Source organism: Citrobacter sp. Cpo148 (genome assembly GCF_030332375.1).
In the GTDB taxonomy this organism is placed as follows: domain Bacteria; phylum Pseudomonadota; class Gammaproteobacteria; order Enterobacterales; family Enterobacteriaceae; genus Citrobacter; species Citrobacter portucalensis.
Window position 1 is genome coordinate 216,689 of the sequence record NZ_JAOWHY010000043.1, and the last position, 12,220, is coordinate 228,908.

At 49.2% G+C, this 12,220-nt stretch carries 12 protein-coding genes and 2 tRNA genes; 4 read left to right on the forward strand and 10 right to left on the reverse strand.

All coding sequences use genetic code 11. The annotated features are described in order from the left end of the window. The first annotated feature begins 70 nt into the window (after positions 1–70). Genes OGY10_RS10955 through OGY10_RS10965 form a run of 3 tightly spaced genes read left to right on the forward strand, consistent with a single transcriptional unit; the run spans position 71 to position 2,866 of the window. A complete protein-coding gene (locus tag OGY10_RS10955) occupies positions 71–1,126 on the forward strand; it encodes an ABC transporter substrate-binding protein (protein ID WP_284878855.1) in 1,056 nt (351 codons plus the stop codon). Next, positions 1,113–2,117, forward strand: coding sequence for a FecCD family ABC transporter permease (locus OGY10_RS10960; RefSeq protein ID WP_128611917.1), 1,005 nt, complete (start codon positions 1,113–1,115; stop codon positions 2,115–2,117). Before OGY10_RS10955 ends, OGY10_RS10960 begins: the two co-directional genes overlap by 14 nt. After that, positions 2,114–2,866 carry an ABC transporter ATP-binding protein gene (locus OGY10_RS10965; RefSeq protein ID WP_071446922.1) on the forward strand — a complete coding sequence of 251 codons (753 nt, stop codon included), beginning with the start codon at positions 2,114–2,116 and terminating at the stop codon, positions 2,864–2,866. The genes OGY10_RS10960 and OGY10_RS10965 overlap by 4 nt, the downstream gene beginning before the upstream one ends. Here OGY10_RS10965 and OGY10_RS10970 read toward each other — a convergent pair. From OGY10_RS10970 to OGY10_RS11005, 8 genes are all read right to left on the reverse strand, one after another. Next, positions 2,853–3,575 (reverse strand): substrate-binding domain-containing protein, encoded by a 723-nt coding sequence (locus OGY10_RS10970; RefSeq protein WP_191226072.1) that lies wholly within the window; start codon positions 3,573–3,575, stop codon positions 2,853–2,855. The two genes, OGY10_RS10965 and OGY10_RS10970, sit on opposite strands and share 14 nt — an antisense overlap. A gap of 186 nt (positions 3,576–3,761) precedes the next feature. Then, positions 3,762–3,838: transfer RNA gene (locus OGY10_RS10975), tRNA-Val, on the reverse strand. 4 nt (positions 3,839–3,842) lie between these two features. Further along, positions 3,843–3,919, reverse strand: a tRNA-Val gene (locus OGY10_RS10980). A gap of 199 nt (positions 3,920–4,118) precedes the next feature. Continuing rightward, positions 4,119–4,601, reverse strand: a complete 483-nt coding sequence (locus tag OGY10_RS10985; RefSeq protein ID WP_071446924.1) for a glutathione peroxidase — start codon at positions 4,599–4,601, stop codon at positions 4,119–4,121. 168 nt (positions 4,602–4,769) lie between these two features. After that, positions 4,770–5,318, reverse strand: coding sequence for a GNAT family N-acetyltransferase (locus tag OGY10_RS10990; protein WP_191226071.1), 549 nt, complete (start codon positions 5,316–5,318; stop codon positions 4,770–4,772). 32 nt (positions 5,319–5,350) lie between these two features. Then, complete coding sequence (locus OGY10_RS10995; protein WP_071992543.1) at positions 5,351–5,683, reverse strand: EmrE family multidrug efflux SMR transporter; 333 nt, start codon at positions 5,681–5,683, stop codon at positions 5,351–5,353. Positions 5,684–5,967: 284 nt separating this feature from the next. Then, complete coding sequence (locus tag OGY10_RS11000) at positions 5,968–6,945, reverse strand: zinc-dependent alcohol dehydrogenase family protein (RefSeq protein WP_191226070.1); 978 nt, start codon at positions 6,943–6,945, stop codon at positions 5,968–5,970. A 44-nt stretch (positions 6,946–6,989) separates the two neighbouring features. Next, positions 6,990–7,997, reverse strand: a complete 1,008-nt coding sequence (locus OGY10_RS11005) for a zinc-binding alcohol dehydrogenase family protein (protein WP_284878852.1) — start codon at positions 7,995–7,997, stop codon at positions 6,990–6,992. 358 nt (positions 7,998–8,355) lie between these two features. Here OGY10_RS11005 and OGY10_RS23780 point away from each other — a divergent pair, with 358 nt between their 5' ends. After that, positions 8,356–8,559: a winged helix-turn-helix transcriptional regulator gene (locus OGY10_RS23780; protein WP_502873679.1), complete on the forward strand. Its 204-nt coding sequence runs from the start codon at positions 8,356–8,358 to the stop codon at positions 8,557–8,559. Positions 8,560–9,093: 534 nt separating this feature from the next. Here the strand turns inward: OGY10_RS23780 and OGY10_RS11015 are convergent. Both OGY10_RS11015 and OGY10_RS11020 read right to left on the reverse strand, forming a co-directional pair. Beyond that, positions 9,094–10,041: a Csu type fimbrial protein gene (locus OGY10_RS11015; protein ID WP_191226067.1), complete on the reverse strand. Its 948-nt coding sequence runs from the start codon at positions 10,039–10,041 to the stop codon at positions 9,094–9,096. Then, complete coding sequence (locus OGY10_RS11020; protein ID WP_249418627.1) at positions 10,032–12,185, reverse strand: fimbria/pilus outer membrane usher protein; 2,154 nt, start codon at positions 12,183–12,185, stop codon at positions 10,032–10,034. Before OGY10_RS11020 ends, OGY10_RS11015 begins: the two co-directional genes overlap by 10 nt. Positions 12,186–12,220 lie beyond the last annotated feature (35 nt).

A 12,220-nucleotide genomic window follows, 5' to 3' on the forward strand; every position in this document is an offset into this window, starting at 1 on the left:
TGGGTTGCCAGGTCTCTCGTTATATAATTTAATACATATCGTTTTTACTCCTCTATTCAGATGGTATCCCATGTTAAATTTCCGCTCTTTTGTGCTGGTTTGCGCCAGCATGTTGTTTGCGTTTTCTGCTCAGGCCGACCGAACGATCACCGATCAGCTTGGTCGACAGGTCACGATTCCTGACCACGTGGACAAAGTGGTCGTGCTGCAACACCAGACGTTGAATATTCTGGTCCAGCTCAATGCCCAGCAGGACATTGTTGGTGTGATGTCGAGCTGGAAAAAGCAGCTCGGGCCTGAATTTGCGCGCTTTATGCCGACGATTACTACATTGCCGACGCCGGGCGATCTCACCAGCGTGAACATCGAAAGCCTGTTGGCGATTCATCCGCAGGTGGTGTTTGTCGCCAACTATGCGCCCGCGGAAATGATCCAGCAGATTCAGAACGCCGGTATTCCGGTCGTGGCTATCTCATTACGCAAGGATGCCACCGGGCAACAGAATAAAATGAACCCGACCATGGCCGATGAAGAGCAGGTCTACAACGAAGGGTTGAAGCAGGGTATTCGCCTGATTGCGGACGTGGTTGGGCGCAAACCGCAGGCCGAAACGTTAATCGACTACGTTTTTACCGCGCGGGCAAAATTCAATGCGCCGGTTGCGACAATCCCGGATGCACAAAAAGTCCGTATTTATATGGCTAACCCCGATCTGATGACTTACGGCTCCGGGAAGTACACGGGATTGATGATGCAGCACGCGGGGGGATTAAATGTGGCGGCTGCCAGTGTGAAAGGTGCCCGTCAGGTTGCGCTGGAGCAGATATTAGCGTGGAACCCGCAGGTGATTTTTGTCCAGGATCGCTATCCGCAGGTGGTAACTCAGATCCAAAACGATCCGAACTGGCAGGGGATTGATGCGGTGAAAAATCATCGCGTCTGGTTGATGCCTGAATATGCCAAAGCCTGGGGCTATCCGATGCCGGAAGCGTTGGCGATCGGTGAACTTTGGATGGCCAAAAAACTGTATCCGGATGCCTATAAAAACGTGGACGTTGATGCGCAGGCCAAGGACTACTATCAACGTTTTTATCGTGTGAACTGGCAGCCTGATGCAGCTAAGTAACCGTATTTTGCCCCAGCAACCGCTCTTAATCGTTGTGGTCCTGTTGCTGGGCGTCAGTTCGCTATGCCTCGGACAGTATCCGCTGTCGTTAAGCGAAGTGTTTTACCACCTGACGCACTATAGCGACGCTGAAGGAATAGGCAGCCAGGTTATCTGGACGGTCAGGCTACCGCGTATTCTGATGGCACTGCTGGCGGGGGGCGCGCTTGGATTATGCGGTGCGACGCTGCAAGGGGTATTTCATAACCCTCTGGTCGACCCGCATATTATCGGCGTGACGTCGGGGGCGGCCTTTGGTGGAACACTGGCCATCCTGCTCGGTCTTTCGCCCTTGCTGATGATGGGATCAACGTTTTTCTTTGGTCTGACAGCGTTGATCCTGGTGTATGCCATTGCTGCGTTACAGGGGCTGGAGAATACGCTGGTATTGATCCTGTCGGGTATCATTTTGAGCGGTTTTTTTGCCGCGCTGGTGAGCCTGATCCAGTATCAGGCTGATACCGAAGAGACGTTACCTAATATTGTGTTCTGGTTGCTTGGCAGCTTTGCGACGGCCAACTGGCATAAAGTGCTGCTGTTGGCGGTTCCGGTCGGTATCGCCGCGACGGTTTTGTACCAGCTACGCTGGCGGATAAACCTGTTGTCGCTCAATGACAAAGATGCCAGAGCACTGGGTGTAGCGGTGGTTCCTCTGCGACGCAGCGTTTTGGTGTGCTGCGCATTTTTGGTCGCTGCTCAGGTGGCGGTCAGCGGCAGTATTGCCTGGGTTGGATTAGTGATTCCGCATCTGGCGCGTTTGCTGGTGGGGGTTGATCATCGTCGTTTACTACCGTGCGCCTTCTGGTTGGGGGGCGGATTTATGATTGTGGTGGACGATATTGCTCGCACCCTGATGCACGCGGAGATCCCGTTGGGGATTATTACTGCATTGTTCGGCGCGCCGTTGTTTGCTTTCTTACTCATTCGTACCAGCCGTCGGGAGAAATCATGATACCTGCCGCACTGCGTGTAAATCAGCTTACTTATGGGTATCGTACGCCGCTATTTGAGCCGCTAACGTTCTGTTGCCAGAAAGGTGAGATCTGGGCCGTGCTGGGACGCAACGGCCTGGGTAAAAGTACACTGCTCGATACGTTAACCGGCACGCTGCCTGCTTTAGGCGGGAATATTGAAAATAACGGTGGGATAGGGATTGTGGCACAGCATAGCCATCTGCCGTTTCCGTACACGGTCAGCGACGTGGTGTTGATGGGGCGAGCACAGCACGTGAAGCTGTTTGCGCAACCCAGTCCGCAGGATCAAAAAAGAGCAATGCAGGCGTTAGAGCAGTTGAATATCGCGCATCTCGCCTCCAGCTCATTTGGCTCACTTTCTGGCGGGCAGCAACAGTTGGTGATGATTGCCCGGGCTTTGGTGACGGAGTGTCAAACGCTGTTACTGGATGAACCGTGTTCCGCGCTGGATCTCGCCAATCAGCAGGTGGTGCTGCAGCTCATCAGCGATCTGGCCCATCAACAGGGATGCAGTATTCTCTTTTCGACTCACGATCCGCTTCATGCGTTACAGGTTGCTTCCCATACTTTGCTGCTACTCCCTGAAGGAAAATGGCGGGCAGGGCCCACGAACAGCATTGTGACGGAGGAGAATTTATTCCTGGCCTATGGCTTAACGCTGAGAAAACTCAGCGTGGAGAACTACCAGACGCCATTTATCGCACCGTTGTTTTCTATTCGTCGTTAAGCGTTAAGAATCCTGCGGCGCTAAGAAATTCCTGCCCGCCGCGGGAGAGTATGAAATCAACCAGCGCCATGACTTCATTGGATGCATCAAGCACCGCCAGTTGGTATTCGCAGCGAATATTGTGCTCATCGGGAATAGCCACGTAATGTACGTCGGGCATTGCGCGCAGCGCGTGTGCGTAATGCGCGTAACCGATAAACAGATCGGCCAGTCCCTGGCGCAGGATCCAGGCGCTCGCCAGTTCTCCTTGCGGGATTTTTACCGTATCACGACCACCCACCAGCGGGATTGCGCGCGTCCGAAGCTGTTGCCCGAGTCCTGGCTCCAGTACATCCATATTGTCGAAAAATGCCCAGGTATAGTCTCCGGAAGGGTCACAGCCGGGCGTTGATGTACCTGGTCGCAGCGTTGGGTCGCGGAGTAAATCCAGCCAGACACCGGTTCGGTTGCTGACCAGGCTCAGTTTGTTCCAGCAAAAAGTGTGCGTAGAGACGGCTATATTACGTGCTAACAGGTTTTGCGGATGTTCCCTGTTGGCCGAGGCAAAGAGCGCACACGGTTCTCCCGCTTCAATACGTTCACGCAATAAACCGGCCGGACCATATTCAACCTTAACGTCTATTCCACTCATGCGCGTGAACTGGCTTATCAGTGGCGTAAATGCAGGGCGCAAACTGCCTGCGGCTAACAGGAAGATGGAAGAGGGCATGGTATCCGATCTCTGGCGAATGACATTATGCGAAGAAGATGAATGATACGCGTTGAGCATGGAATTTAGAATGATTTAGCGCAGTGCTATTGAATCATCATGGGAAATGATAAAACTGACGGATACAAACTGAAGATAAAAAGATAGTTTTGAAGTGAAATAGCACCAAATCAAAGGGATATGATTTGGTGCGTCCGAGTGGACTCGAACCACCGACCCCCACCATGTCAAGGTGGTGCTCTAACCAACTGAGCTACGGACGCAAAATGGTGCGTTCAATTGGACTCGAACCAACGACCCCCACCATGTCAAGGTGGTGCTCTAACCAACTGAGCTATGAACGCAACGTTGTAGGTGACAACGGGGACGAATATTAGCGGCACAGACCGAATGAGGCAAGAGGGAAATAGCATTTTTCTTCCTGATCTCACGCGATTGCAGAGTAATTAAGCAAGTTGATTATATTTTGTTGATTTTGCAGCGTGTTTTTTATTCAGACAGCGAACTGGGGCATACCAGGGACGGTTTGAATTACAGAGGCGCTCAGACTTTAAGCAATGTAAGGATGGTGGTTTCTATTTTCTCTGGGGTAGTGAAGGGGGCAAATCGCTTAAGCGGCTTGCCGTCACGCCCGATCAGGAACTTAGTAAAATTCCACTTGATCCGCCCACCCAGCACGCCGGGTAATTCGTCTTTCAGGTAACGAAATACCGGATGCGTAGCGGCACCGTTGACTTCCACTTTCTCAAACATCGGGAAGCTCACACCGTAGTTGATGTGACAGGTTTGCGCGATTTCGTCGGCTCCACCGGGCTCCTGGTTACCGAACTGGTTGCAGGGAAAACCAAGCACCACCAGACCCTGCGCGGCGTACTTCTTGTAGAGCGCTTCGAGGCCTGCATATTGTGGAGTGAAACCACAATGGCTGGCGGTATTAACCACCAGAACCAGTTTGCCAGCGTAGTCGGCCATACAGATGGGCTGGCCATGCAAACTGGTGGCAGTCAGTTGATGAAAGGGGGCCATGCCAGAATCCTCAAATAAGATAGTATTACTCATGTTGCCCGCGAGTGACGGGCTTCGCTGCGTATCTATTTATTATGATCGCAACTGCAGGATTAATAAACTTGCCATTGGTGCAGGGCAAAAATAGAAATTCTCTGCGGTTCGGTTATGGACATTCCATAATTTATTTTAACCAACCTGACGAGCGTTCCATTCGTCGCGCGTGATTTCCCAAAGTTCAGAATCCAGCAAACCGCTGACATACTCTTTCTTTTCCGTTTTGATAAGCCGCATGCCGCTACTGTCTGAAATACGTTTGGAACGGACATTAAGAGAGGCTTTCGGCGCACGCAATACAGTCTTATTTAACGTATTAAACCAGTAATCCGTAGCGACATTACTGGCTTCACGCATAAAACCCTGCCCCTGATATTCCGGAGCTAACCAAAATCCACGGTTATTATCCTCAACGTCATAAAGGCATATTAAACCTATGAGATCGTCAGGGGCCTCACGGAATCTGATAGTCCAGATCCACGCAATCCCTTTATCCACATCAGGCAGGGCAACGTTATTGACGTAATTCTCCGCACCGTTGTCAGGATAGGGCCAGGGTACTGAGGAGACCATATAGCGAACTATCTCCCAGCGGGGATAAAGCACCTGAATCTGCGAGACATCTTCGGCTTGTAATGGTTTTAACAGCAAGCGTTCCGTATGGAGTATTGGTATTTTCATATGCACTTTCCTACTCGAGCAAGATAAGAGGATCAATGTGGGGAGGATTTTGAAAAAATATTAATAACCAGAACCCCAGCACAAATAAGAAGCATACCTGCGATCGCCGGAAAATCTAGCTTTTGCCCACTTACCAACCAGCCCAAAAGACTGATTAATACGATTCCAGCACCTGACCAAATTGCGTATGCAATACCCGTTGGAATGGTCGACAGAGTTTGGGAGAGAAGATAAAAGGCTGTGCAGTAGCACACAATAGTTGCTACAGATGGCCATAGGCGTGTGAATCCGTCAGAGAACTTCATCAGGGTTGTACCTATGACTTCAGCTAAGATGGCCCCGGCAAGGAAAATGTATGAATTCAAAATCTGATCCCATGTGACAATCTAAAGCAAATATCGTATCACAAAGGGGGGGGTGAGTTTGAACACAGCCCAAACTACTACTGAAATGCCCGTTTCATGGCATCTAGTGAAGCGCCGCAAGGTCCGCTGTGAGCGAAAAGCGGACACGACTAACAAAATTGCTAGAATTGGAAGCGTGTCCGCAGTAGGAAAAAACATAACCAATTTTTCGCGCATAGCGGATAGTACACACCAACACGTTATCTACTATCCAGTTGTCTACAAACATACCGTTCCTGGCCCCATCAGAATCGGAGGACTACCTTACCGAAATGCTGTCCTCTCTTTAGCGTCTGATAAGCTAATTCGGCCTCTTCAAAGGTAAATATCCGGTCTACATAGGGCTTGATACCAGAACAAGCGATTTTTTCTAGCGTCGATACCGGTCCAACATAGATGCCCTGTAGCGTAATGCGCTTTTCCAGGATGCCAATATCGATGGAACCATTGAACCCGGAAAGCACGCCAATCAGTGAAATTCGACCACCAAACCGCGTGGCCTTCGTGGTTAAATTAAGCGTAGCGGGTCCGGTCACGTCAACAGAAAGGTCAACCCCCTTACCATTAGTCAGTTTCAGCACTTCATTTGCCCATTCTGGCGTCTTTTTATAGTTGATGGTCTCATCGGCGCCAAGCTCACGGGCTCTGGACAGCTTTTCATCAGAACTGGAGGTGATGATAACCCGGTAGCCCGCCAGCTTGGCCATTTGCAGGGCAAAAATCGATACGCCACCTGTACCCTGGAGCAGAATAGTACTTCCTGGCGTTAGCGTACCATGCTCAAACAGCGCGGACCATGCGGTAACCGCGGCACAAGGTAGGGTTGCAGCCTCTTCAAAAGAGAGGCTATCAGGAATGCGGCAGATACCGGTGGTGGAGGCAATAAAGCGCTCAGTTAAGACACCATCAACGCCAGGGCCACCCAGTGATGAGGCTTTCTTCGCCTCAGAATAGCTACCGTCTACCCAGTCTGGCATAAAGCCAATGACAACGCGGTCGTCCACCTGATAGTCCGTCACTCCTTCGCCCACTTCAACAATCACACCGGCTCCGTCAGACACGGGAACACTGTCTTTGGCATGCTCGGTGACGATCAGGTCACGGTAGTTTAAGGATACGGCCTTAATGGCAATAGCGACTTGTCCGGGACCCGGCGCGCTGGTTGCGACAGTTTCAAGTTTCAATGCAGGGCTGGAATGACCGGTTAATTTATAGCATTTCATATCTTGACCTTAAAGAGTTTGATATTTACAAAAGAGGGAGCGTATTAAAAGTTCTCAAGAACAATTTTTCCGATCATCCTGCCAGTTTCTATTTTTTTATGGGCTTTACGCAGGTTCTCTGCATTAATTTTACCGAAATGTTCGCTTTGTGTAGTCTGAATTACGCCGCTATCCACTAAGTCTGCGACTCTGCTAAGTAATAAATGTTGACAGATCATGTCTTCTGTTTCAAATATTGAACGTACAAACATCGCTTCCCAATGCAGCGATATACACTTCCCTTTCAATGGAACCGCATCGATATATTCAGGATCATCTACAATACCTAATTTTCCTTGCGGTGCGATAATCTTGAGATATTCTGGATAGTGCTCGTCTGTATTCGTCAAACTTGCTACATGGGTGACGTCATTAATACCGATACGGGCCAACTCTTCATCAAGTGGTTTACTATGATCAATCACTTCATGCGCACCGATCTTTCTTACCCATTCCTTACTTTCAGGTCTGGAGGCGGTGCCGATAACAGTCATTTTTGTTAATTGACGGGCCAGTTGCGTGAGCATGGAACCCACGCCACCAGCCGCGCCAACAATCAATAGTGTATCGCCAGCGTTGCCGCCTTCCACAATGCCTAGACGATCGAACAGTAGCTCCCACGCGGTAATGCTCGTTAATGGCATGGCGGCGGCCGCAGCACGACTTACTGACGTTGGCTTATGCGCTACAATGCGCTCGTCAACCAGTTGATATTCGCTGTTGCAGCCCGGACGTGTTAATGCTCCAGCATACCAGACCTCATCACCTGGTTTAAAAAGCATCACGTTTTCACCAACAGATTTAACAATGCCGACTGCATCCCAGCCTAATATGCGAGACATATTGGTATTATGCCAGGCGCGAATTTTTACGTCGGCGGGATTGACGGCAACAGCCTTCACTTCAATTAGAAGATCGCGGCCAGTAGCAACCGGAACGGATATATCAATATCAAGGAGGTAATCAAGATTATAGCCTTGATCACCTGAGTGTGTAATAGCTATTGCTTTCATAAAACCTCCTGATTGATGACAATAATTAGCATCAAAGGTATTAAATTATTATTCGAAGAACATTGGCTTTGGAATTTGACAATTATAGTCAGGACTACCTTATGAATACCCGTTCCATAACGTAGTAAATCTATTATACTGCCAGGTATTAACCTATCAAGTACGCACAATTTTGAGACTAAGTTACATGAATGATACTGATGAGCTTTCGGATAAAAAAATACCCCGCCAGCACAACACTCGGCGCACCGGATGTTCTGTTGAGGTCACACTTGGTGTTATTGGAGGGTTATGGAAACCGATAATCCTTTTTCATTTGCTGGATGGGAAACAGCGCTTTAACTAACTGTGTAAGCTTATTGATACCGCCACTCGTCGTATGATTACACTACAGTTACGCGAACTGGAGGCCGATGGAATCATCAGCCGTACCGTATACGCAGAAGTGCCACCGAGAGTGGAGTATGAACTCACACCGCTCGGAGTCACGTTAAAACCCGTTTTACTTGCAATGCGTGATTGGGGTGATAATTTTCAATGTGAACGGGCTAGACCTAAATGATACATTTAGATTAGCGTTTTGTACCTTTGATGTTTTCCGGCCTGTTTTTCAAGGAAAACTCAGTAGTGAATGTCCGCTCCTGGCACTAAGCAGTCGTAAGAGAGGGCACTGTTTATCACGTAAGATTTGATTAGTTGAAGGTTATAAGTACGAATGATCAAATCGGTGATGAGAATATGATGTGCAAAAGGCAGGCATACAACAACTCAAAGACTGAACAATGTGCGATGGCTCGAAATGAGCTACGGAAATATGTTAATGAGAGGAATGAATGATCTGTGTGGTTATGGAGCGGTTTTACCCTACTTGAGGGCGTGATTTTGGAGGCAAATTGGGGCATAAACAGGCACACATTAATAGCTGCCATACCCTGATCCTTAAGTTTATTATCTTACTGATTTATATGTGTTTAACTTTTTGGCTGATTGATTTTTCCCTGTGTAATTGCAGCGTGTTTTCGTGCACATAGCGTGACAGGGCGTCATTGCAAAAAAACACCCTGCGCATTGGCTCACTGACCGAAAAATCTGTGAGTTAATAAGTTAACGTAATCACTACAGTGTCAGTATAACCCCCTGGTGATGGCCATTTCTGCGCTGGGACGGAGCCGTAAACCACCAGGCTCTGCGCTTGCCCATCAGCGGAATACTGTTTTTCCGGATTGCCCTGCGTCCATTCCATGGAGTGTGCTGCATCCTGATACAGCGCATAGTTTACGCACTCACCGTTATGACACATTGAACGCTGGTTCCCCTTGGGGTGCAGACCATGACCGATGCTGACGGAATAATCCGTCCCGGTTGGGCACTGGACAGTAATATTCGCCGTGGATGTCGCCTGTAGCAAATCGCTCTGAGCGGGGCTCTTGCTGCCGAATGCCATATCATCCACGTTGACAACTTCACAGCCGTTTTTCACCGTGGCAGAGGCGCTAATCTGGTCAGTAATTGTTGTACCATTCAGGGTGCCACAGGCCGGGAGCGCTTGTAATGAACTGGCTGAGGTGTATGTAATTTGGATTGCTGTGGCGTAATCATAGTATATCCCGGCGCTGACATTAGTCTGACCGGGGTTTATCTTGCCGATAAGCGGTATGTCATGTTCAGCGCTTCCGCCTGTAGATAAAGCAAAATCGATTTGAGCATACACGTTGTTGTTTTGACTCAGCGGTGAATGTTGATTGTAAATCGAGTAGACCGAAAAATAGAGCGGGGTACTTGAAGGTTCGTTCTGGCTCATCGCCAGCGGATTGTTCGCCATAACCTTTAGACAGGCGCGGACATACTCGGCCTGACCGTCGTAATTATTACAGGTAAACGAAAGTCGGGTTGCGGTTGTCTCAGTTTGTCCGGGGGTGACAGTACCAAAATCCAGTCCAGCAGGGCTACCATTCCAGCAGTTAGCGGCCTCGGCTACTGGGCTGAATTTAAACATCATCACCACAAAAAGGGCGATAAACCAAAGGGAACGAGTTACTGACATAGTGCGTTTATTTTCTCCACCGAATGAGAAGAGTTAAATTGTGATGGCAGTTTTAGCGAACAAGAGTTAGATGCCCACTGAACGTTCAGCGTTCCGCCTGTCGGGGGATCTTCCAGATAAATTTTACCTTCATAACCAACAATGGTTTGTGGGGTGCCCTGACTGGGCGTCTGTCCATGAGTATCCTGCACGCTAACTTTTGCGGAGAAGGGCACATTTTTACCATCACGCATAGTGACGGTTAACAGAACGGCATGTGTGCGATAAATGTTAAAATTGGCGACGGCACCGCGCCCGGTTTGCGGGATCAGGATTTCATTAGTGTAGGGGGCGCGATAATCTTCATCGAGACTAAGAGGATCGATGTCGATATGGTTTGCCTGGTACGGATTAAGGTTGTTCAGAAACAGCATGCCATTACTATCCGTATGGCCAACAGGGCGATGTTCGAGATAAACCGGCACATTCGGTACCTTAGCCGTATCTACGAGGGCGAAAGCGCTACCCAATTCGCGGGTGGCGTAAAAGTGCCCCATAAACAAACCTACGGCACCGGTCATTGAACCGTAGTAGTTATTTTGTTGTTCATCACGATTATAGCCTAACGCCAGATCGCTCCAGGTGTTGCGGCGCTGGAGGCTTGCATGGATGCTTCTATTCTTACCTTGTTGTGCAGAGAGATTCCAACCCCAGCCCGGTTTATTAGATTCCAGTGAGCGCGTTAGGTTAGCTTGCACGGAATTTCCGTCTTTATCATGGTTATCCTGGATTGAGAGGTAATCCTGATGACGGAACAGTGGAATACTGAACGTGACGTACACGGTAGTGTTGTGATCGTCGCCAAGTGCTTGTGTGATGCTGGATGAAATGTTGATCTGGTTATCAAAACTTTTTGACCAGGATAATCCCAGATAGCGTTCCGCATACTCAGGGAATGTCTGGCTGACCCAACTCGCACCGAAAGTGCCCGTCATATCAAACGACACGCTGGCAAATGCAGAATCTTCACGGGTGGCAATATCATTATCTGCTATAGATGAAATATCGCGAAATCCCCGAGTGGCCTGTGAGTGTGAGAGCGAGAAATTAAAAATCTGATTGTTCCACTGCCAGCCGGAACCCCATTGGTTGCCACTATTGGCCTGATAACGGCTGGTGGCTGCGTTGGCATGTAGCGTCCCCAGTGACGGAGAGAGCAAATAGTCCCAACCGATCCCTTGATTATGCAGGCTGCCACTCTGTTCGGTATGCATGCCGATGGTGGTACTGTCGTTCAGCCCGTGACGCCAGTCGCCCACACCTACCAGTTGTGGATCATAGGCAAAAGAACGATAGGTATAATCTTCACGTACCCAACCCAGGCTCATACCCCAGGTTGTAAGGCCATCAGAAAGGAGTTGGTTGGTGCCGTACAGATTCAAATCCACCACGCGTTGTTTACCATTCACATCGGTGATGACCACCTGCGCACCTTCGCTGCCGGTAAAAATCGGCGCTGTGTTAAGCGTAAATTGTCCGGGCTGAACTTTCTGCGAGGAGGTTCTGATTCCTCTGACGTACAGATCAACCGTGGATGGGAGCGTAACACTATCGGTCAGGATATCCTGCGATGACGTATTGAAGGTGGGTTGGGTACTGTAGTTATGCGCAAGGCTAACGCCGCCAAAACGAACGCTATTTGTCCATGATTGCGAGGATGTAAAACCATCGCCGATCCTGAGTGTGAGCAGTTTATCCACGTTTTCGTAGTTCCAACTGCTCATCAGGCGATGAGTACCTGTTTGTGCCTCGTTGCTGCTCGACTCCTGTGTGTTAAAAGAGGTCGAGAAAAAGCCGGGGCCAACGCCAAAGGTGCGAAACTCGCTATAGGCTGAAGTCTCTTGTACGCCGTCTTCATTGCTGGCAAATAAATCGTAGTTAAGTGCCAAACCCCGCACTTCAGGTGATAACTCGGACATACGGATAAGGCGCGAGCTATTGCTATTGGAAAGATGGCTTTCTCTGTCGAGCCAGTTTTTACTGGCAGTAATAATCAGGCTTTGATTCAGGTTGTCGAAGGTAACACTGAGGCCATCTTGTGAACTGATATCAAAATACCCCTTTTGTTCCGGCAGGGATGACACTTTCAGGTTAAGCTTATCCATATCTTGAGCAGCAATATAAATCTTATTATTGCTAT